The sequence below is a fragment of the Lysobacter sp. genome, from assembly GCF_035655815.1.
Classification (GTDB): domain Bacteria; phylum Pseudomonadota; class Gammaproteobacteria; order Xanthomonadales; family Xanthomonadaceae; genus Lysobacter_J.
Genome location: NZ_DASRTS010000054.1, coordinates 1 through 21685 on the forward strand (window position 1 = coordinate 1; position 21685 = coordinate 21685).

18 protein-coding genes and 1 pseudogene are annotated in these 21685 nt (G+C 69.0%); 10 read left to right on the top strand and 9 right to left on the bottom strand.

What is annotated here, in order from left to right; genetic code table 11:
• Positions 1-230: 230 nt before the first annotated feature.
• Positions 231-1454, bottom strand: a complete 1224-nt coding sequence (tyrS, locus tag VFE83_RS14450) for a tyrosine--tRNA ligase (RefSeq protein WP_324907358.1) — start codon at positions 1452-1454, stop codon at positions 231-233.
• A 196-nt stretch (positions 1455-1650) separates the two neighbouring features.
• Here tyrS and VFE83_RS14455 point away from each other — a divergent pair, with 196 nt between their 5' ends.
• Positions 1651-3087, top strand: coding sequence for a peptidoglycan DD-metalloendopeptidase family protein (locus VFE83_RS14455; protein ID WP_324907360.1), 1437 nt, complete (start codon positions 1651-1653; stop codon positions 3085-3087).
• 7 nt (positions 3088-3094) lie between these two features.
• Complete coding sequence (locus VFE83_RS14460; protein WP_324907362.1) at positions 3095-4252, top strand: anhydro-N-acetylmuramic acid kinase; 1158 nt, start codon at positions 3095-3097, stop codon at positions 4250-4252.
• A gap of 9 nt (positions 4253-4261) precedes the next feature.
• On the opposite strand, the gene VFE83_RS14465 is transcribed toward VFE83_RS14460, so the two are convergent.
• The 3 genes from VFE83_RS14465 to VFE83_RS14475 are packed head-to-tail and all read right to left on the bottom strand — an operon-like array spanning position 4262 to position 6795.
• Positions 4262-4597, bottom strand: a complete 336-nt coding sequence (locus tag VFE83_RS14465) for a hypothetical protein (RefSeq protein ID WP_324907364.1) — start codon at positions 4595-4597, stop codon at positions 4262-4264.
• A gap of 34 nt (positions 4598-4631) precedes the next feature.
• A complete protein-coding gene (locus VFE83_RS14470; RefSeq protein WP_324907366.1) occupies positions 4632-6032 on the bottom strand; it encodes an AmpG family muropeptide MFS transporter in 1401 nt (466 codons plus the stop codon).
• Positions 6022-6795, bottom strand: a complete 774-nt coding sequence (locus VFE83_RS14475) for an exodeoxyribonuclease III (protein ID WP_324907368.1) — start codon at positions 6793-6795, stop codon at positions 6022-6024. The genes VFE83_RS14470 and VFE83_RS14475 overlap by 11 nt, the downstream gene beginning before the upstream one ends.
• Before the next feature lie 67 nt (positions 6796-6862).
• Here VFE83_RS14475 and VFE83_RS14480 point away from each other — a divergent pair, with 67 nt between their 5' ends.
• The 3 genes from VFE83_RS14480 (at position 6863) to VFE83_RS14490 (ending at position 8753) form a co-directional block, all read left to right on the top strand.
• Positions 6863-7384 carry a GNAT family N-acetyltransferase gene (locus VFE83_RS14480; RefSeq protein WP_324907371.1) on the top strand — a complete coding sequence of 174 codons (522 nt, stop codon included), beginning with the start codon at positions 6863-6865 and terminating at the stop codon, positions 7382-7384.
• Positions 7381-8043 carry an orotate phosphoribosyltransferase gene (pyrE, locus tag VFE83_RS14485; protein ID WP_324907373.1) on the top strand — a complete coding sequence of 221 codons (663 nt, stop codon included), beginning with the start codon at positions 7381-7383 and terminating at the stop codon, positions 8041-8043. Before VFE83_RS14480 ends, pyrE begins: the two co-directional genes overlap by 4 nt.
• 65 nt (positions 8044-8108) lie before the next feature.
• On the top strand, positions 8109-8753 hold the full coding sequence (locus tag VFE83_RS14490; RefSeq protein ID WP_324907375.1) for a hypothetical protein: 645 nt from the start codon (positions 8109-8111) through the stop codon (positions 8751-8753).
• Between the two features lie 565 nt (positions 8754-9318).
• On the opposite strand, the gene VFE83_RS14495 is transcribed toward VFE83_RS14490, so the two are convergent.
• The 3 genes and pseudogenes from VFE83_RS14495 to coaBC form a co-directional block, all read right to left on the bottom strand.
• Positions 9319-11637: a phosphomannomutase/phosphoglucomutase gene (locus VFE83_RS14495; RefSeq protein ID WP_324907377.1), complete on the bottom strand. Its 2319-nt coding sequence runs from the start codon at positions 11635-11637 to the stop codon at positions 9319-9321.
• A 14-nt stretch (positions 11638-11651) separates the two neighbouring features.
• Positions 11652-12110, bottom strand: a complete 459-nt coding sequence (gene dut, locus VFE83_RS14500) for a dUTP diphosphatase (RefSeq protein ID WP_324907379.1) — start codon at positions 12108-12110, stop codon at positions 11652-11654.
• 111 nt (positions 12111-12221) lie between these two features.
• Positions 12222-13444 (bottom strand): annotated as a pseudogene (gene coaBC / locus VFE83_RS14505) (bifunctional phosphopantothenoylcysteine decarboxylase/phosphopantothenate--cysteine ligase CoaBC).
• Positions 13445-13631: 187 nt separating this feature from the next.
• Here coaBC and radC point away from each other — a divergent pair.
• The 4 genes from radC (at position 13632) to VFE83_RS14525 (ending at position 17649) form a co-directional block, all read left to right on the top strand.
• The gene (gene radC / locus VFE83_RS14510; protein WP_324907381.1) at positions 13632-14306 is read left to right on the top strand and encodes a RadC family protein; all 675 of its coding nucleotides are present in this window, start codon (positions 13632-13634) and stop codon (positions 14304-14306) included.
• A gap of 69 nt (positions 14307-14375) precedes the next feature.
• Positions 14376-16064: an arginine--tRNA ligase gene (argS, locus tag VFE83_RS14515; protein WP_324907383.1), complete on the top strand. Its 1689-nt coding sequence runs from the start codon at positions 14376-14378 to the stop codon at positions 16062-16064.
• Between the two features lie 58 nt (positions 16065-16122).
• Positions 16123-16974: an SPOR domain-containing protein gene (locus tag VFE83_RS14520; RefSeq protein ID WP_324907385.1), complete on the top strand. Its 852-nt coding sequence runs from the start codon at positions 16123-16125 to the stop codon at positions 16972-16974.
• 285 nt (positions 16975-17259) lie between these two features.
• A complete protein-coding gene (locus VFE83_RS14525) occupies positions 17260-17649 on the top strand; it encodes a hypothetical protein (protein ID WP_324907387.1) in 390 nt (129 codons plus the stop codon).
• A 45-nt stretch (positions 17650-17694) separates the two neighbouring features.
• On the opposite strand, the gene VFE83_RS14530 is transcribed toward VFE83_RS14525, so the two are convergent.
• Positions 17695-18549 carry an NAD(P)-dependent oxidoreductase gene (locus VFE83_RS14530; protein WP_324907389.1) on the bottom strand — a complete coding sequence of 285 codons (855 nt, stop codon included), beginning with the start codon at positions 18547-18549 and terminating at the stop codon, positions 17695-17697.
• A 134-nt stretch (positions 18550-18683) separates the two neighbouring features.
• Entirely contained in the window at positions 18684-20573 is a 1890-nt protein-coding gene (speA, locus tag VFE83_RS14535; protein WP_324907391.1) for an arginine decarboxylase, read from the bottom strand.
• Between the two features lie 253 nt (positions 20574-20826).
• On the opposite strand from speA, the gene speE reads away from it, so the two are divergent.
• Positions 20827-21681, top strand: a complete 855-nt coding sequence (gene speE / locus VFE83_RS14540) for a polyamine aminopropyltransferase (protein WP_324907393.1) — start codon at positions 20827-20829, stop codon at positions 21679-21681.
• The last annotated feature ends 4 nt before the right edge of the window (positions 21682-21685 follow it).

Consider the following 21685-nt stretch of genomic DNA (forward strand, 5'->3'; position numbering starts at 1 on the left):
TCCTTCGACGGCCGTCCCAGCCAGCAGGGCCGCGCATCTTACAGCACCTTCGAAGTTCGTCAACCGCCCTTCGAAAACCGCCTCCAACACACCCCCGCTTCGATCAACTTCACCTCGGCGGGGCGCGCATTGTGCACATGCACATCGCAATTTGGAAGAGGCTGGCCCAGAAAATTTTTACGCCTTCATGAATGTCGTTGCGCGAGCGCGCGACGAACATCCGAAACGCGTTACGCGGCGACCAGCCGGATGCGCGCGAAGGTGCGCTTGCCGACTGCAAGGACGCCCTCGAAACCCGGAACGAACACACGCTGTGCGTCCTCGAGCACTTCCCCATCCAGGCGCACCGCGCGCTCCTTGAGCTTGCGGTTCGCCTCCGAGTTGCTTGGCGTCAATCCCGCGGCTGTCAACAGCGCGGCGATGCGCACACCTTCGGCCGGAACCACCACATCGGTAAGCGGCAGCGACGCGATGTCACCTTCGCCGCGCACGGCGGCATTCCAGCCGGCAACGGCCTGCTCGGCCGCTGCCGCACTGTGGAAGCGGGCCGCCAGTTCGCGCGCGAGGCGCATCTTCAGATCGCGCGGATTCAGCTGCCCGGCTTCGATGTCGCGCTTGAGCTGCGCGGCTTCGCCCATCGAGATGTCGAAGCTGAGCAGGTCGATCCAGCGCCACATCAGCACGTCGTCGATCTTCATCGTCTTGGTGACGATGTCGATGGCCGGCTCGTTGATGCCGATGTAGTTGCCCAGCGACTTGGACATCTTGTTGACGCCGTCCAGGCCTTCCAGCAAGGGCATGGTGAGGACGATCTGCGGCGCCTGGCCGTAGTGCTCCTGCAGGCCGCGGCCCATGAGCAGGTTGAACTTCTGGTCGGTGCCGCCAAGCTCGACATCGGCCTTCAGCGCGACCGAGTCGTAGCCCTGCACCAGTGGGTACAGGAACTCGTGGATCGCGATGGACTGCTGCGCGGCGTAGCGCTTGGCGAAGTCGTCGCGCTCGAGCATGCGCGCCACCGTGTGCTGAGCGGCCAGGCGGATCATGTCCGCCGCGCTCATCTGGCCGAACCACTCGGAGTTGAAGCGCACCTCGGTGCGCTCCTTGTCGAGCACCTTGAACACCTGCTCGGCGTAGGTTTCCGCGTTGGCCAGCACGTCCTCGCGCGTCAGCGGCTTGCGGGTGACGTTCTTGCCGGTCGGGTCACCGATCATTCCGGTGAAGTCGCCGATCAGGAAGATCACCTGGTGCCCCAGGTCCTGGAACTGGCGCATCTTGTTCAGCAGGACCGTGTGGCCCAGGTGCAGGTCCGGGGCGGTCGGGTCGAAACCGGCCTTGATGCGCAGGGGGCGGCCGAGCTTCAGGCGCGCTTCCAGCTCCTCGCGCTTGAGGATCTCTTCAGCGCCGCGGCCGATCAGGTCGAGGGCGTCTTGGACAGTGGGGGTCGGGGAGGACAAAGGCGGGCTCTTTTCGTGAATGCGGACCGGGCCGGATCGCGACCGCGGTCATGGTCTTGGGTTAAACGGGGGTTAAACCTTACAGGGGCCGGTCGGGGCGAAAAACCCTATTCAGCTCAAGGGTTTGACGCACACTGCTCGCGTCACTATGGTAACGCCGCTACATGGCCTTCACACCACGCGCGGGAATCCCTCGATGACAGCATCCGACAGCGGTACGGAACGTCGCCAACGGCTCAAGGCCAAGCGCGAAGCCGCCCTGCACCGCCCGGTGCTGACCCGCCAGATTTCCGAAGGATTCACCGGTCGCTGGTCGCGTCGCCAGTGGGCCCATGCGAGCCTGTTCGCGACGCTCGGCGTTCTGGTTGCGGCGATCGTGCCCGGTTTCGGCCCCAGCGCCAACCCGCAGCCGGTGCACACGCAGCGCAGCTCGCTCGCGCTGAGCCTCCCGCCGCTGCCGATCGCGCGTTTGAAGGGACACAGCGGCGACAGCTGGCAGATCGTGCGCGTCGAGCGCGGCCAGACGCTGGGCTCGGTGTTCGAGAACCTCGACCTGCCCGCCTCGACGATGCATCGCATCCTCGACGAATCCGGCGACAAGGCGCTGCTGACGCGCCTGAAGCCCGGCACTGAACTCGCGTTCGACCTGCCGGCCAACGGCGAGCTGCGCACCTTCCGCTACGACCGCGACGAAAGCCAACGCGTCGAACTGAGCATCGCCGGCGACAAGATCACCGAAAAGGTGATCGTGCGTCCGACCGAGAAGCGCACGGTCGTCATCAGCGGAAAGGTCGGCAAGTCGCTGTTCCATTCCGCGCGCAAGCTGGGCCTGTCGGGCAGCAACATCAACACGCTGACCGACGAGATCTTCAAGTACGACATCGACTTCAACGAAGACGTCGCCGCGAGCGACCGCTTCAGCGTCGTGGTCGAGCAGACCTGGCGCGAAGGCGAGCTGATCAAGTCCGGCCCGGTGCTGGCCGCGACGTTCACCACCGGCGGCAAGCTGCACACCGGCTTCCGCTTCGAGCGCAACGGCAAGGCCGAGTATTTCACCGGCGACGGCCGTCCGCTGAAGAAGAGCTTCATCCGCATGCCGATTCCGTATGCGCGCCTGACCTCGGGCTTCGGCGCGCGTCGCCATCCGGTGCTGGGCCGCATGCGCATGCACAAGGGCGTGGACTATGCCGCGCGCACCGGCACGCCGATCATGGCCGCGGGCGACGCACGCGTGAAGTCGGCCGGCTGGATGGGCGGTTACGGCAACGCGGTCGTGCTGGACCACGGGCGTGGCTACACCACGCTGTACGGCCACATGTCGCGCATCGGCAAGATCAAGGCCGGCCAGCGCATCGCACAGGGCACGGTAATCGGCTACGTCGGCTCCACCGGCATGTCCACCGGTCCGCATCTGCATTACGAATTCCGCGTCAACGGCGCGCACCGCAATCCGCTGTCGATCACCATGCCGCCGCCGGAACCGCTGTCGGGCGTGGCGTTGGCGCAGTTCCGCGCGCAGACGAGCGTGGCGCTGGCCCGCATCCAGCAGGTCGAGAACATCATCTACGCCGACGCCGGCGAGGCTTCGCCCGCGACCGCGAAGGTCAAGAAGCCGGCCAAGAACAAGGCCTGACCGACGCATGCCCGCATTCGCGGCCGGCCCGTCGCAGGGCCTGTTCGTCGGTCTCATCTCGGGCACCAGCGCCGACGGCATCGATGCCGCGCTGGTGCGCTTCAGCCCAGGCGCCGAGGGCGCACGCGACGACGTCGAACTGGTCCTGGGCCGCACCTACGCCTGGGACGAATCGCTGCGTGCGCGACTGGTCGCGCTGGGACAGGGCGCGGACGCGACGTCGCTCGACGAACTGGGCACGCTGGACGTGCGCATCGCCGAAGCCTTCGCCGACGCGACGCTGCGCCTGCTTGCAGACGCCGGCGTGGACGCGGGCCAAGTGCTCGCCGTCGGCTCGCATGGCCAGACGGTGCGTCATCGCCCCGAGGGCGCGCGCCTCGACGGACGTCATCCGTTCACCTGGCAACTGGGCGACGGCAACCTGATTGCCGAACGCACCGGCATCGTCACGGTGGCCGATTTCCGCCGCCGTGATATCGCCGCCGGCGGGCACGGCGCGCCACTGTTGCCGGCACTGCATGCGGCCCTGCTGCAGCGCGCGGACGAGCACCGCGCGGTGCTGAACCTGGGCGGCATCGCCAACTTCACCTTGCTGCCGGCCGATGGCACGGTGCGCGGATTCGACACCGGCCCGGCCAACTGCCTGCTCGATGCATGGTGCCTGCGGCATACCGGCCGGCCGTTCGATGCGGACGGCGCGTTTGCCGCCAAGGGACAGCTCGACGCCGAACTGCTGATGCGCCTGCTCGACGAACCGTGGTTCATGCTGCCGCCGCCCAAGAGCACCGGTCGCGACCACTTCCACCTGGAGTGGCTCGAACGCCGGCTGGAGGGCGACGAGGCGCCGGCCGACGTGCAGGCGACGCTGCTCGAACTGAGCGCCATCACCATCGCCGATGCGCTGCGCGCGCAGCAGCCGGATACGGCGCGCGTGCTGGCCTGCGGCGGCGGCGTGCACAACCCAAGGCTGCTCGAACGGATCGCAGCGCAGTTGCCGGGCGTGATCGTCGAATCCACGGCCCGTCACGGCGTGGATCCGGATTTCGTCGAGGCGATGGGTTTCGCCTGGCTGGCCCGGCAGACGCTGGCCGGACTGCCGGGCAACCTGCCCAGCGTCACCGGCGCGCGCGGGCCGCGCGTGCTCGGCGCGATCCATCCCGCCTGACGCGTCGGATCAGGCCTTCTGCGCGTAGGCCATCAGGTCGCGGTCGACGTCGGTAAGCCCGCTGTTTTCCAGCGTCGGCGTCTGCACGTCGGACGGACGATCCATGCGGCCGATCAGCGAAAAACCCGGATCGCTGGGAATGCCTTCCAGCGCGGCGATCGCCGCCCGCAGGGCATTGGCATCGCTGTCGTTGAAGCGTGCGGCCATCTCGGCTTCGACCGCGAACAGGCCGTGCTCGAGCAGGTGCAGCAGCGCTTCCTGCAGCGGCCAGCTGCGGCCGTTCGCCACGCGCTTGATGCGATCCAGCAGCAGCGGATCGATGTCGTGCAGGATGATGTCGGTCATGCGTTTTTCCCCTGAACGAGCGCGGGGGCGCCGTTCACTCCACCGCAGGTGCGTTGATGCCGGCACCGGGTCGGCGCACGGCCAGGATCAGGCAGAGCAGCAGGGCGGGCACCCCGACCAGGGCCGTACCGGCGAAGAATAGCGAATACGCCTCGAGCAAACTGCGGCCCACTTCGAGATGTTCGATGGCCACGCCCGACAGGCCCTTCAGGACCTTCCCGGGCAGCGCGTAGAACGAACTGAGCAGGGCGTACTGGGTGGCCGTGTAGCCGATATTGGTCAGGCTGGACATGTAGCCGATCAGGGCCACCCCGGCGAAACCGTTGCAGAAGTTGTCGATGGCCATGACCGCCGTGAAGACGCCCGGGTCGGCGCCATGCAGCGCCAGGTACGAGAACGCAAGATTGGAGCCGGGCCCCAGTACCGCGCCGGCCAGCAGCGTGGTGAAGAAGCCGAAGCGCAGCGCGCACAGGCCGGCCGCGGCGATGCCCAGGGCGGTGGCGGCCAGGCCGAACGTGCCGCGCACGGCGCCGACGGTTTCCTTGTCCATGCCCAGGTCGGCGTAGAACGGATTGGCCATCGGTCCCAGCAGGAAGTCCGGCAGGCGGTACAGGCTGATGGCCAGCAGCATCAGCAGCGCCCAGCGGCCGTGGTCGCGGAAGAACACGACGAAGGGCGCGACGATCGCGTCGTACAGCCCTTCCGGCGACAGCAGGCGTGCGTGCGTGGCGGCCGCGACCTGCGTACTCGCCGCCGGTTCGCGCGCCAGGAACGTGGCCAGCATGCCCACGCCCATCAGCGCGGCCATCACCTCGTACGAGAGCGACCAGCCGATATGCGCGGCGAGGATCAGGATCAGCGCGTCGGTGACCAGCAGCGCACCGCGGTAACCCAGTGCCGAGGTGGCGGTGAGCAGGCCCTGCTGTTCGTTGCTGGACGCGATCTCGATGCGCCAGGCATCGATGACGATGTCCTGCGTCGCCGAGGCGAACGCGACCACCAGCGCCAGGCCGCCGAACACCAGCAGTTGATCGAGCGCGACGCCGACCAGCATCAGTTCGCCCTGCACCGGCTGCACCAGCGCCATGCCGGTCAGAGCGAGCGCCACGACGATCTGCGACAGCAGCATCCAGCCGCGACGGCGCCCCAGCCAACGGCCGAGCAGCGGAGCATCGAGCTTGTCGATCAGCGGCGCCCACAGGAACTTCAGCGAGTACGCCAGGCCCACCCACGACAGGAAGCCGATCGTCGACAGCTCGATCGCGTTCTCGCGCATCCAGAAGCCGAGCGTGTTGCCGACCAGGTAGATCGGGATGCCCGAGCTGAAGCCCAGCAGCAGCATCGCCAGGACCTTGGGCTCGCGCAGGTTCGCGGCGACCAGGCGCCAGCCCTTGAGCTCCGGTTGGCGCGCTGCGCTCGGGACGTCAGAGGTCATAGTCGACCGTGAACGGCGCGTGGTCGGAGAAGCGCGGCTCGCGCAGGATCGAGCATGCCTTCAGCTTCGGCCCCAGCGACGGCGTGACCAGCTGGTAGTCGATGCGCCAACCGACGTTGTTGGCGCGTGCGGCGCCGCGGTTGCTCCACCAGGTGTAGTCCTGGCCCTCGGCGTGCAGCGTGCGGTAGGCATCGACCCAGCCGTGGGTATCCACGCACAGGCCGTTGAGCCAGTCTCGCTCCGGCGGCAGGCAGCCGGAGTTCTTCTGGTTGCTGGTCCAGTTCTTGATGTCCAGCCGGGACCGCACGATGTTCCAGTCGCCGCACAGTACGTAGTCGCGGCCACTGCGCAGCCATTCGTCCAGGTGCGGGCGCAGCCAGTCCATCACTTCGAACTTGAAGCCCTGCCGCAGCTCGCCCGACGAGCCGGACGGAATGTAGAACGACACCACGCTGAGGTTGCCGAAGCGCGCCTCGATGTAGCGGCCTTCATCGTCGAACGGCGCCCAGCCCATGGACGTGCGCACTTCGTCCGGCTCGCGGCGGCTGTAGATCGCCACGCCGCTGTAGCCCTTCTTGGTGATGGCGTCCTTGAACCACGCGCGGTAGCCCTCGGGCAGGAATTGCGGGCCGGCCAGCTGGTGCTCCTGCGCCTTGGTTTCCTGAACGCACAGCACGTCGGCGTCCTGTGTCCTGAACCAGTCGAAGAAGCCCTTGTTGGCGGCCGAACGCAGGCCGTTGGCGTTGAAGCTGATGATCCGCATGCGTACTCCGGCAGGTGTCGGCGGATCATAGCCCGGCGCCGGTGCGGCAGGCCCTATCATGCGCGGCATGTCCGTCGTCACCGCCCGCGTCCGCGTCGAACCGATCGTGGATCCCGACAGCACCGCTGCAAGGGCGGTGCGCGCGTTGCGCGTGACCGACGAGCAGTACCGCTACGTGGGCGACACCGCCTTCAACCTCGGCGACACCCTGCGCGACCCGATGAGCGAGGCGATGGCGGTGTGGGCCGGCGACGCGGTGGTCGGCTTCTACCGGCTGGATTTCGCACCGAACGCCGTGATCGGGCGCCCGCTGGGCGCTCCAGGCGTCGGCCTGCGCGCGTTCGCCATCGACCATCGGCAGCAGGGCCGCGGCTACGGCACGCAGGCGGTGCGCGCCTGCTGCGAGGATCTGCGCCAACGCCATCCCGAACGCGCGCTGCTGGTGCTGACCGTCAACTGCGCCAACCGCATCGCGGTCGCCGCCTACCGCAAGGCCGGCTTCGTCGACACCGGCGAGCTGTACCAGGGCGGCAGCGCCGGCCCGCAGCACGTGATGCTGTATTCCCTCCGACCCGTTGCTCCGACATGACCGACCATCGCACCCGCTTCCTCGACCTGGCCCTGCGCGCCGACGCCCTGCGCTTCGGCGACTTCACCCTCAAGTCCGGGCGCCAGAGTCCGTATTTCTTCAACGCCGGCCGTTTCGATTCCGGCGCCGCGCTGGCCGGACTGGCGTCCTGTTACGCCGATGCGATCGACGCGCACGGCGTGTCGTTCGACCTGCTGTTCGGTCCGGCCTACAAGGGCATCCCGCTGGCGACCGCGGTGGCCTGCGAGTACGCGCGCCGCGGGCGCGACCTGCCGGTGGCGTTCAACCGCAAGGAAGCCAAGACGCATGGCGAGGGCGGCTCGCTGATCGGTGCACCGTTGCAGGGCCGTCGCGTGCTGATCGTCGACGACGTGATCACCGCCGGCACCGCGATCCGCGAGGCGCTGGGCATCATCGGCGAGGCCGGCGGGCAGGTCGCGGGCATCGTGATCGCGCTGGACCGGCAGGAAGCCGTCGATCCGGCCAAAACCCGACGCTCCGCGGCACAAACGGTCGCAGCCGACCATGGCCTGCCCGTGATCGCCGTCGCGACGCTGTCTGACCTGCTGGCGTTCGCCGGCGGCCACGCGGAACTGGCCGGCCAGCGCGAACGGCTGCTGGCCTATCGCGAGGCCTACGGCAGCGAAACGGCCGCGTGACGCACGCCGCCATGGCGTGAGTCTTGCATGAGTTTTGCCAACGACGTCCCTACGCCTTGCCTGCCATGAACAAGACCTTGCCGCTGCTTGCCTGCACGTTCCTGATCGCCGCGTCCGGCGTGGCGCTGGCGCAGAAGGGCGACGGCGGCAAGAAGCTGTACTGCTGGAACGAGAACGGCCGCAAGGTCTGCGGCGATGCCTTGCCGGCCCACGCCGTCGACAACGCGCGCACCGAGATCAACGCCAAGAGCGGCCTGGCCACCGGCCAGGTCGCGCGGGCGCTGACGGCCGAGGAGCGTGCCGCCGCCGAGGTCCAGGCCAAGGCGGACGAAGAGGCCCGCCTGGCCGCCGAGGCGCAGGCGCGCCGCGACCGCGCCATGGCCGAGTCGTACGCGACCGAGGAAGACCTGCGCCGCGCGTTCGGCGAGCGCCAGGCGGTGGCCGACGAGACGGTGAAGGCCTCGCAGCTGGGCGTGGAAGGCCGTCGCCAGAGCCTGGTCGTCCTGCTCCGCCGCGCCGGCGAGAACGAGCTGTCGGGCAAGCCGGTGCCCAAGAACATGCAGGACAACGTGCGCATCCAGCACGACCAGCTGCTGCACCAGCAGGCGCTGCTGAAGCAGCAGCTCGCGGAGCGCGAACTGATCGACGAGGATCTGGCTACCGCGCTGGAGCGGTATCACGCGATGAAGAAGCCGACGAAAGACGGCTGAGCCGTACTACCCGCGGGGAGCGAAGTGGTCGCAATGGAGTGAGGATCCGCAAACTACGCGAGGATCGGGAGCTCGCGCAGCAGCCAGCGATCGGTTCCTGCGCCTGCGGCAAATTCGCAGGATCGACCTTGGTCCAGCTGCGGCGACGGTTACGGTCGGCGCATCGAACGAAAGCATGTGGTCGCCAGCAAGCTGGCTCCTACGTAGTTGGTGCGTAGGAGCGACCTTGGTCGCGACTGGCTGCTGTCTTGCTGCTCTTCACGGGGCCGGCCTTGCCCGCCGACCTGGCTCCAAGAACATCTCGATGGACCGGCGTTCGTCGCGGCCCGGGGCCACAATACGAACGGCGCCTCGGACGAGGCCAAGGTCGCCAGCAAGCTGGCTCCTACATCCTGCCTGGCACGAGCGACCTGGGCGGCCGGCCGCTGCCTTGCTGCTCCCCGTAGGAGCGACCTTGGTCGCGACCGCCTGAGGCTGCGACCGCTCCGCAGAGCGGGCCGCACAGGCGTTCATTCCAAACCTCCTACCCGGGCGGGCGCAAGCCGCGCCCGGATGAAGGCATTGCTCAAAACGGCAGCGACAGGTCCGGCTTCAGCGCCAGCAGCTGGCTGCGGAACTCGGCCTTGATGCGCGTCAGCGCGTCGGTGCTGTCCGCGTCGAAGCGCATGACCAGCACCGGCGTGGTGTTGGACGCGCGCACCAGGCCCCAGCCGTCCGGCCAGTCCACGCGCAGGCCGTCGATGGTGGACAGGCGCGCGCCTTCGAAGCGGGCTTCGTCGCGGAAGCGGTCCACGAACGTGTGCGGGTCGCCGTCGGGCGCATCGACCTTGATCTCGGGCGTCGATATGCCATTGGGCAGCGCGGCCAGCGTCTCGGTCGGCGTGCGCGGTTGCGCGGCCAGGATCTCCAGCAGGCGCGCGGCGGCATAGATGCCGTCGTCGAAGCCGTACCAGCGTTCCTTGAAGAAGAAGTGGCCGCTCATCTCGCCGGCCAGCTCCGCGTCGGTCTCGCGCATCTTGGCCTTGATCAGCGAGTGGCCGGTCTTCCACATCAGCGGGCTACCGCCGTGGCGCAGGATCTGCCCCGGCAGGCGGCCGGTGCACTTCACGTCGTACAGGATCACCGCGCCCGGGTTGCGTTCCAGCACGTCGGCCGCGAACAGCATCAGCAGGCGGTCCGGGAAGATGTTCTCGCCGTCGCGCGTGACCACGCCCAGGCGGTCGCCGTCGCCGTCGAAGGCGATGCCGAGGTCCGCCTCCAGGCGCTGCACCATCTTGATCAGGTCGTGCAGGTTGTGCGGCTCGCTCGGATCCGGATGGTGGTTGGGGAACGTGCCGTCGATGTCGCAGTACAGCGGCGTGACCTCGGCGCCAATGGCGGCCAGCACGCGCGGACCGATGTCGCCGGCCACGCCGTTGCCCGCGTCGACCACCACGCGCAGCGGCCGGTCGATCTGCACGTCCGAGGCGATGCGCTGGACGTAGTCCTCGGAGATGTCGCGCTGGGTCAGCGACCCCAGGTCGCCCAGGTGCAGGCGGTCCTCGGCGATGCGTGCGTACAGGTCGGTGATAGCGTCGCCGGACAGCGTCATGCCGCCGACCACGATCTTGAAGCCGTTGTAGTCGGGCGGGTTGTGGCTGCCGGTCACCGACACGCACGAGCCGGCGCGCAGGTGGTAGGCCCCGAAGTACACGACCGGCGTCGGCGCCATGCCGATGTCCACGACGTTGCGCCCGGCCTTGCGCAGGCCGGCGATCAGCCCTTCGACCAGCGCCGGTCCGGACAGGCGACCGTCGCGGCCGACGACGATGTCGGTCAGGCCCTGCTCGTGCATCAGCGAACCGATGGCATGGCCCACCAGCTCCGCCACGCCGGCGTCCAGCGACTGACCGACCACGCCGCGGATGTCGTAGGCGCGGAAGATCCCACGGTCGATGGCGACGGGCTGGGCAGGCACGGCGGGCTTGGGTGCGGTCACGGGAGCAGCCTTCGGGGTCGGGGGAAGACTCTCAATGCTCTCCGCAAGCGTCTGAACCGCTTCTTCACTCTCCGCGTCGGTGCCCTTGCGGCGCGACGCCAGATGCGGCGCACGCCAGGCCAGGAAGGCCAGCAGCACGAACACGCCGGTCGCGATGAAGCAGCCCAGCGCGTCCAGACCCAGCGGGCCGCCGGCGACGTCGGGCACGGCCGCCGCGACGCGCAGGTCGCTGCCCGGCACCTTGGAGGCCAGCGCCTCGGCCCCACCGGCCAGGCCGGTATCGCCGCGCTCGACGGCGCTGTAGCCCCCTTGGCGCAGGGCCAGATAGGTGTCTTCCGAAACCTCGGCCTGTTCCAGCCCGGCGCTCACCTTCTGCAGCGGCAGGCGCACATAGGCGACCGCCACCGTCTGCTCGCCGCTGCGCACCGGCGCCGCCAGCGCCAGTTGCGGGCCGCCGGCATGGCGGACGATGCCGGCCAGCGGGCGGTTCTCGGCAATGGCGGCCTCGATGACGCCCAGGCGGCCGTAGCCGCTCTTGGGCAGCGCCGCGTATTCAGCCGTCAGGTCCAGCGGCAGCACGGCGACGTCCGAGGCACCGCCCCAGCCCTGCGCCAGGGCCTGCGAAGCCGCCGCCAGGTCGCCGGCCGTGATCGCTGCCTGCACCGGCGCGGCCGACAGGCGCTGCGCGAACTGCTTCTGCTCGCCGATCAGCGCCGCCTGAGCGCGCTCGACCGCCGAATTGCGGGCCTCGGTGATCGCCAGGCGTCGCGCACCGTCGCGGTGCTGCTCCCAGCCGCACCAGGCGAAGAACGCCGCCAGCAGCACGAACACCGCGACGACCACCGGCACCAGCTTCTTCAGCTGTGCGGCCGGAATGGCCATTTGTTCCTTGTCCAGACCCTTCATCCACTTCCCCCTGATCAGCGCACGCCGGTGTGGCCAAAGCCGCCGGCCCCACGCGCGCTGGTTTCGAATTCGTCGACCACCTGCAACGTCGCCCGCACGATCGGCAGGATCACCAGCTGGGCGATGCGGTCCCCGGGCTGCATCCTAAAAGCCTCGCGACCGCGGTTCCAGACGCTGATCAGCAGCGGTCCCTGGTAATCGGCATCGATCAGCCCGGTGCCGTTGCCCAGCACGATGCCGTGCTTGTGGCCCAGTCCGGAGCGCGGAAGGATCACCGCGCACATCGTCGGATCACCCAGGTGGATCGACAGACCCGACGGTACGAGCGCCGTGTCGCCGGGCTGCAGCGTGAGCGCCTCGTCCAGCGCCGCGCGCAGGTCCAGCCCCGCGCTGGCCGGCGTGGCGTATTCCGGCAGCGGCCATTCGCCGCCAAAGCGGGCGTCGAGGATCTTCAGTTCGAGCGTGTGGTTCATGCGTGGTCGTCGTCGGGGCCGGGGCAGTGTGTCGGCACGCGCGTGCGCTGCAGATGACGCAAGCGACGTGCCAACTTCTCGATCAGAAAGGTGAACCGCGTCGCGCGGGGCTCATGCGGTGTGCGGGAAGCATTCGGCGATGAGGTCCAGCAACGCCTCGGCGAGCTGCGTCTTGGGCGCGGGCCCCAGCACCCGCGTGCTGCCGTCCGGCGCGAACACCGACAGCGTGTTGTCGTCGCTTTCGAACCCGCTGCCGGACACGCCGACGCGGTTGGCGGCGATCAGGTCCAGCCGCTTGTTCTCCAGCTTGCCGCGCGCGTAGGACTCGACGTGGTCGGTCTCGGCGGCGAAGCCCACGACCATCGCCGGCCGCTGCGGATGCAAGGCGATGTCGGCCAGGATGTCGCGGGTGCGCACCAGGGTAAGGGTCAGCGTGTCCTGGCCGGTGGTCTTCTTGATCTTGCTGGACGCCGCCTGCGCGGGCGCGAAATCCGCGACCGCCGCCGCGCCGATGTACAGGTCCGCCGGCAGCTGCGAGATCACCGCCTCGTGCATCTGCGCCGCGGAGCGCACGTCGATGCGCTGCACGCCCTCGGGCGTGGGCAGCGACACGGGGCCGGCCACCAGCACGACCTGCGCGCCGCGCCGCGCTGCGGCCTGCGCCACGGCGAAACCCATCTTGCCGCTGCTGCGATTGCCGATGAAGCGGACCGGATCGATGTCCTCGTAGGTGGGACCGGCGCTGACCACGATGCGGCGGCCCTGCAGCGACGTGCTCATGCGCCCGCCTTCGCCAGCGCTTCGACGATCTCGGCCGGCTCGCTCATGCGGCCCGGTCCGGATTCGCCTTCGGCGAGCGGGCCGTCGTTGGGACCGACCACGTCCACCCCGCGCGCGCGCAACGTCGCGATGTTGGCCTGCGTCGCCGGATGCAGCCACATGCGGTGGTTCATGGCCGGCGCGATGGTGATGGGCGCGGTCGTGGCCAGGCAAAGCGTGCTGACGAGGTCGTCGGCAAAGCCGTGGGCCAGCTTGGCCAGCGTGTTGGCGGTGGCCGGCGCGATCACGATGCGGTCGGCCCAGCGCGCGAGTTCGATATGCCCCATCGCCGCCTCGGCCGCGGCGTCCCACAGCGACGTGCGCACCGGTTTGCCCGATACCGCCTGGAACGTCGTGACGCCGACGAAGTGCTGCGCGTTCTCGGTCATCGCCACGGTCACGTCGGCGCCCGCGTCGCGCAGGCGACGGACCAGGTCGGCCGACTTGTAGGCGGCGATGCCGCCGCAGACGCACAGCAGGATCTTGTGTCCACGCAGGGAGCCGGCTTCGGCCATCTGGCAATTACCTACCGCGAGATCGGCGTTTAGCTTACCCGAAGGTATCGCTGCGACCGGCGGCGGGAACACGGCGGGCGCCACACAATCGCTGTCCCTGAGCGGCGGGATGGCGCGCCCCATCACGAGATTTTGCACGCGCCGGCATGGACGAACCCGCCGCTTACCCTCTCCTTCCGAATCCACCATGCACATCCGCGAATGGCCGGCTTCCGAGCGGCCGCGCGAGCGCCTGCTCGCACAGGGCGCAGCCGCGCTTTCCGACGCCGAACTGCTCGCGATCTTCCTCGGCTCCGGCCTGCGCGGCCGCGATGCCATCACCACCGCGCGCGACCTGCTGCAGGCACACGGCCCGCTGCGAACCCTGCTGGAACGCCCGCCCGCGCAACTGGCGAAGCTTCCCGGCCTGGGCCCCGCGCGCGCCTGCCTGCTTGCGGCCGCGCTGGAACTGGGCCATCGCCTGCTGGGTGCGCAGCTGGAGCGCGGATCGGTGCTCGGCGATCCGCAGGCCGCGGGCGTCTACTTCACGCAGCGGCTGCGTGGTCGCCCGCATGAGGTGTTCGCGGCGCTGTTCCTGGACACGCGGCATCGCGCGATCGCGTTCGAGGAACTGTTCCGCGGCACCATCGACGGCGCCGAGGTGCATCCGCGCGAGATCGTCCGCCGCGCGATCGCGCACAACGCCGCGGCCGTGATCGTGGGCCACAACCACCCCAGCGGAAGCTGCGAACCCAGCCCCGCCGACCGCGCCATCACCGAGCGCCTGCGCGAGGCGCTGCGGCTGGTGGACACGCGCCTGCTGGATCACTTCATCGTCGGCGACGGGCCGCCTCTGTCGATGGCCGCACGCGGCTGGCTGTGAGGGCCGCGGGCCCGGCGTGGCGCGGCCCTCGCGTACAATGCGCGGTCCCGCAGAACCCGCAGATTCCCCGTGAAAGCCACTCTCCGCGCCCTGGTGGCGCAGGCCATCGACGCCCTCCGCGCCGCCGGCACCCTGCCGGCCGACCTGGCGACACCCGAGTTCGTGATCGAGCGCCCCAAGTCGCAGGCGCAGGGTGACTTCTCCACCAACGCGGCGATGCTGCTGGCCAAACCGGCCCGCTCCAACCCGCGCGCGATCGCGCAGGCGCTGGTGGATGCGCTGCCGGCCACGGGCGACTTCTCGAAGGTCGAAATCGCCGGCCCCGGATTCATCAACTTCCACATCGACGAATCCGTGTGGCGCGGGCAGATCGGCGAGGTGCTGGCGCAGGGCGACGGCTACGGCCGCAACGAGACCGGCAAGGGCCATCGCGCGGGCGTCGAGTTCGTCTCGGCCAATCCGACCGGCCCGCTGCACGTGGGCCACGGACGCGCCGCGGTCATCGGCGACTGCATCGCGCGCGTGCTCGACGCCAACGGCTGGAGCGTGGCGCGCGAGTTCTACTACAACGACGCCGGCGCGCAGATCAACAACCTCGCCATCTCGGTGCAGGCGCGCGCGCTGGGCCATGGACCGGAGCATCCGGACTGGCCGCAGGACGGTTACCGCGGCGACTACATCAAGGACGTGGCGGCGGCCTACCTGCGCGGCGACAGCGTCGAGGTGGAAGGCCACGTCGTCACCGGCGCGAAGGACGCGCAGGACCTGGACGCGATCCGCCAGTTCGCCGTCGCCTACCTGCGCCGCGAGCAGAACCTGGACCTGGAAGCCTACGGCGTCGCGTTCGACGTGTACTTCCTCGAGTCGTCGCTGTACACCGACGGCAAGGTCGAGGAGACCGTGCGCGAGCTCGTCGCCCACGGCCACACCTACGAGGAAGGCGGCGCGCTGTGGCTGCGCACCACCGACTTCGGCGACGACAAGGACCGCGTGATGCGCAAGTCCGACGGCACGTACACGTACTTCCTGCCGGACGTCGCCTACCACCGCAGCAAGTGGCTGCGCGGCTACGAGCGCGCGATCACCGAACTGGGCGCCGACCACCACGGTTCGCTGGCACGCGTGAAGGCCGGCCTGCAGGCGCTGGACTGCGGCATCCCGCAGGGCTGGCCGGAATACGTGCTGCACCAGATGGTCACCGTGATGCGCGGCGGCGAGGAAGTGAAGCTGTCCAAGCGCGCCGGCAGCTACGTCACGCTGCGCGACCTGATCGACGAGGTCGGCCGCGATGCGACGCGCTGGTTCCTGATCGCGCGCAAGCCCGACTCGCAGCTCACGTTCGACATCGATTTCGCGCGCAGCCAGTCGCTCGACAACCCCGTGTACTACGTGCAGGTTTCGCATGCGCGCATGTGCGGCCTGCAACGCCAGTTGAAGGAGCGCGGCCTCGGCTTCGACGCTGCTAACGGCCTCGCGCAGCCGTTGGACCTGAACGACGTCGCCGCACGCGAACTGGTCGCCACGCTGCTGCGCTATCCCGACGTGGTCGAGACCGCCGGTCGCGACCTGGAACCGCACCAGATCGCCGCGTATCTGCTCGAACTGGCGCAGACGTTCCAGACGTACTACAACGACCACCAGTTCCTGGTCGACGACGCGGACACGCGCGATGCGCGCCTGGTGCTGGCGATGGCGACGCGGCAGGTGCTGCGCAATGGCCTGGAACTGCTGGGCGTCGGCGCACCCGAAGTCATGTAACGGCGCCGCCGGCGCCTTCGTTCGAACACACCGGCCCATGGCGGCCTTGAGGTAGCAAGTGGCAGCACGACGCGGCAAATCGCAGGCAAAACGCAATTCGGGCGGCGACAGCGGCCTGCCCGGCTGGGCCTGGATGGTGCTCGGCATCCTGCTGGCGGTCGTGGCGATCCTGGTCGCGCCGAAGTACCTGAAGTCCAGCGGCGACGGCTTCTTCCGCCCGCAGCCCAACCCGGATGCGCGCCCGGCGCAGGCATCGGGCGTCGAGGATGAGGCCATTGCCGACGAGGGCACGCCCGCGCCGGCCAAGGGCAAGGGCGACGAGGCCGCGTCGGCGAAGAAGAACACCGAGTTCGACTTCTACACCGTGCTCACCGGCAAGGAAGTGCCGATGACCGACGCCGAACTGGCCGCGAGCGAACGCGAGGAAGCCCGCCGTCAGGCAGCGCAGTCGCGCCAGGCGCCACCTGAGGAAGCCGCCGATCTGGCCGGGACGCAGCCGAAGCCGCAGCCCGCGCCGACGACCACCGCGTTACCGCGTCCGGTGGAATCGGAAACCGTTCCCGCGCGCACGCCGTCCGCGACCCCGCCGGCGGCGTCCACCACGCCGGCGGCTTCCGCGGCTTCGCCGGCCGCATCGGCCACCAGCACCGCAACCGCTACGGCAGGCGCCGACGACGGCACCCGCTACCTGCTACAGGCCGGCGCGTTCCAGGCGTCGGGCCAGGCCGAGGAAATGAAGGCGCGCATCGCGATGCTCGGGCTGAGCGCGCGCGTGGAGTCGGCCAGCATCAACGGCGGCACCGTGTACCGCGTGCGCATGGGGCCGTACGGCACGGCCAGCGACCTCGCCGACGCCAAGCGCAAGCTCTCCAGCGGTGGCATGCAGGCGATGGCGATCAAGGTCCGGTAAGGCCACCGCCCGCGTCGACACGCCGTCGTCATCGCTCGTCATCCCGGCGAAAGGCGAGATCGATCTGCCGTTGCTCTGGCTCGTCATCCCCGCGAAGGCGGGGATCCATGGACTTTCCACGTTTTAACGGCGGTCAGAACGGCGGTCAGGCGATCTTCCGCCGCCCATCGTGCCGTCCATCCCGATGCAGCGCCCGCCCAGCAGGGCACACGGCGCAACGCGACCGCGGTCACCGCGTGCGGAGCAGTTGCCGGCTAGACTGCCGCGATCTTGCGTGGGGATCGCATGAACAAACGTACTTTGTGGGGCTGCATCGCGGCGCTCGGCGCGCTGATGCTGTTCGCCCTGATCACGCTGGTGTTCGACTCGCGCCTCAACAAGGGCTGGTCGACGCCGCTCGGCGAGATACCGCTGATGGACCTGCTGGGCGTGCTGGTGTCGATGGCAGCCGGCGGCGCCATCGCGGGCCGCGGTTTCCGCTGGATCGCGGTGGCGCTGATGGGACTGGTCTGGCTGCTCAGCGTGATCACGCTGGGCCTGGCATCGGACATGACGCTGGGTGGCGTGCTGCGCTACAACGCCTTGGCGATGGTCCTGACGCTGACGTTGGCCTGGGTGGGCGCGGAACTGGGTCCGCGCCTGCGCGCACGTTACGAAGCGCGTCGCGCCGGCTGAGCCTTGCGCCCCCGTTGCGGGGCGCAGGCATGGATCGCGACGGGTTCAGCCGCCGCGCTTGAGCATGATCAGCGCCGAGGTGTCCGCCTCGCCCTGGCCACGTTCGATCAGTTCCGCGTAATCGGCCAGCGCCTGTTCCACCGTGCTCATGCGCAGGCCGCTGTCGCGCGCGATGGCCGCCACGATGCGCAGGTCCTTGAGCATGTGCGCGCTCTTGAAGCCCGGCGCGAATTCGTCGCGCAGCATCGTCGCGCCGCGCTTGTCCAGGAACCAGTTGCTGGCCGCGCCGGCCATGAGCGTCGGCAGCAGCCTGTCCGGATCCAGGCCGAGCTTCTCGCCCAGCGCGAGGCCTTCGCATACGGCTTCGTTGATGCCGGCCACCAGCACCTGGTTCACGGCCTTGGTCGCCTGGCCGGCGCCGGTCGGCCCCATGTGGGTGATGCGCGCGGCATAGCACTCGATGACGCCGCGGGCGCGCTCCAGCGCGTTCGCCTCACCGCCCACCATCACCGAGAGCTTGCCGTTGCGCGCACCTTCCACGCCACCCGACACGGGCGCGTCGAGGAACGCGATGTCGTGCGGCGCGAGCATCGCCGCGCAGCGGCGGGCGGTCTCCACGGCGACCGTCGAATGGTCGATCACGATCGCGCCGGGCTTGAGTACCTCGGCGAGTGCCGCGACGTTCTCCAGCACGTCCGCATCGAGCGAGACGCACAGCACCACCACGTCGCAGTCGGCGAAATTCGCGGCCGAACGCGCGGCGCGCACGCCCAGTTCGCCAGCCAGGGCATCGGCCTTGGACTGGGTGCGGTTGCCCACCGCGGTGAGCAGGCCCTTGGCGTGCAGGTAACGGGCCATCGGTGCGCCCATCGCGCCGAGGCCAATGAATCCGGTCTTCACCGAATCTCTCCTATCTGGTCAATCGTTCGACACGGACGACGGCGACGGTTGCGGACGGAACCGGGCTCGCGCCTGCGGCTCCGCGGAATGTTCTGCCTTCGTCCGCGTTCATCTGTGTGCTGCGGGGCCCGACGTCACGCCAGCGGCGTGTCGTCCAGGTACGTGTAGCCGGTCAGGCCGGCTTCAAGCGCGGCGTCCATCCGCGCGGCTTCCTGCGCCGGCAGTCCCGCCGCGGCGACCTTTTCGCGATATGCCGCGCGCAGGTCGTCGAGCCGGTAGCCGACATAGTCCAGCATGACGTCGGTGGTGTCACCGCGCCGCTGCTGGGTCAACTGGTAACCCTCGCCGTCCACGCGCACTTCCACCGCGTCGGTGTCGCCGAACAGGTTGTGGATGTCGCCAAGGATCTCCTGGTACGCGCCGACGAGGAAGAACGCGATGCGGTAGCTCTCGCCGGGACGCGGTGCGTGCAGCGGCAGCGAGGTGTCCAGACCTTCGTTCTCGACGTAGGTCTTGACCGTGCCGTCGGAATCGCAGGTCATGTCGGCCAGCACGCCGCGGCGCGTCGGCGCCTCGTCCAGGCGTTCGATCGGCACGATCGGGAACACCTGGTCGATCGCCCACACGTCTGGGATCGACTCGAACACGCTGAAGTTGACGAAGTACTTGTCGACCAGGCGGTCGTTGAGTTCGTCCAGCAGTTCGCGATGGCTCTTCTCGTCGTAGCTCAGGCGTCCGCGCACCGCATGTGCGATCGCGTAGAACAGGTCGTCGATGCGCGCACGGTGCACCAGGTCCAGCTGGCCCAGCGCGTACAGCGAGAGGCCTTCGGCATGGTGATGCTGCGCCTCGTGGAACAGTTCCACCGGCGGACGCTGCTCGAGTTCGGCATAGACCTCGCGCAGGTGGCGGATCACTGCCGGCTCGTCGTCGTGCACGTCGGGAATGCGGCCTTCGTGCGCCTGTTCGACCTCGGCCACGTTCGCCACCAGCACCGCGTGGTGCGCGGTCATCGCGCGGCCGCACTCGGTGACGATGCGCGGCGGCACCAGTCCGTTCTCGGCGCAGGCTTCCGCCAGCGGCTGCACGATGGAGTTGGCGTACTGCTGCACGCCGTAGTTGATCGAACAGAAGCCGCGCGAACGCGTGCCTTCGTAGTCGATGCCCAGGCCGCCGCCGACGTCCATGTAGCGGATGCCGGCACCCAGGCGCGACAGCTCGACGAAATAGCGCGTCGCCTCGCGCATGCCGTTGGCGATGTCGCGCACGTTGGAGATCTGCGAGCCCATGTGGAAGTGCAGCAGCTGCAGCGTGTCGGTCATGCCCGAATCGCGCAGCTTCTTCCACAAGTCCAGCACCTGGCGTGGCGACAGGCCGAACTTGGCCTTGTCGCCACCGCTGTTCTGCCACTTGCCCGCGCCGAGGCTGGCCAGGCGCATGCGCACGCCCAGGCCCGGCTTCACGTCGAGCGCGGCGGCCTCTTCCATCACCAGTTCGAGCTCCGATGGCTTCTCGATGACGATGAAGGTTTCCAGACCCAGCTTGCGGCCGATCAGCGCCAGGCGGATGTATTCGCGATCCTTGTAGCCGTTGCAGACGATCAGCCCGCCCGGTCGCGACAGCGCCAGCACCGCCATCAGCTCGGGCTTGCTGCCTGCTTCCAGGCCGAAACCTTCACCGCGATGCGAGGCCAGCGTGCCGGCGACGCCGCGATGCTGGTTGACCTTGATCGGATACACCGCGGTGTAGCCGCCGGCGTAGTCCCAGTCCGCCTGCGCCTGCGCGAACGCGGCCTGCAGCTTGCCCAGGCGATCGCCCAGGATGTCGGGAAAGCGCACCAGCAGCGGCAGCTTGGCGCCATTGGCGCGCGCGGCGTCCACCACCTCCGGCAGCGAGATCGCCGGACCCTTCGCGCCGCGCGGGCGCACCACGACGTGCCCGTTCGCGCCCACGTCGAAGTAGCCCTCCGACCAGTGCGGGATCGAGTACGTCTTGCGGGCCTGATCGAGCGACCAGTCGGACATCGGCGGGCTACCGGAGGGGCGGGGGGACGCGCATTCTACAGGCCGGGGGCGGCACGTCCCGTAATGCGCGGCGAGGGACGTTCAGCGACGCCCGCACAGAGGCCATAGCGACGCTTCCGCGCCGGCTGCCACGCGCCACGCAGCCGTCCGGCGCATCACGGCGGTTCCGTTACAATGCCGCCCCTTCCGGCCGCCCGCCCTGTCATCGAGCACGGGAATACTGGGCCGCGCCAACCTCCCCTGGGAATTGCACATGAGCACCAACACCTCCTGGCACTACGAAAACTTCGAGCCGACCGGTTCGGCCATCGGCTACCGCATCACGAAGAAGCTGGACGAGGTGCAGTCGCCGTTCCAGAAGATCGAGATCTTCGAGAGCACCGACTGGGGCAACCTGATGCTCATCGACGGCGCGATGATGCTGACCACGAAGGACAACTTCTTCTATCACGAGATGATGTCCCACCCGGCGCTGTTCACGCATACCAATCCACAGAACGTGGTGATCATCGGCGGCGGCGACTGCGGCACGCTGCGCGAGGTGCTGAAGCACCCGGGCGTGGCGCGCGCGGTGCAGTGCGACATCGACGAGCAGGTCACGCGCATGGCGGAGAAGTACTTCCCCGAGCTGTGCGAATCGAACGACGACCCGCGCGCGCAGATCCTGTTCGACGACGGCATCGCGTACATGGCCGACTGCGCACCCGGCAGCCTCGACGTGGTGATCGTGGACGCCACCGATCCGGTCGGCCCGGCCACCGGCCTGTTCAACAAGGCCTTCTTCGACAGCTGCTTCCGCGCGCTCAAGGACGACGGGATCCTCGTGCAACAGTCGGAATCGCCGCTGGTGCTGCTGGATCTGATCAGGGACATCCGCGCCGAGATGGGCAAGGCCGGCTTCGACAGCTTCCAGACCCTGCCCTTCCCGCAGCCCTGCTATCCCACCGGCTGGTGGAGTTGCACGCTCGCGCGCAAGGGTGGCCGCGGCTTCGACTTCCGCGAGGCGGACGCGGCGGCAAAGCCGTTCGACACGAAGTACTACAGCGCCGGCATCCACAAGGCGGCGCAGGTGCTGCCGCCGTTCGTGGCAGAAGCGCTGGTGGGCTGAGCCC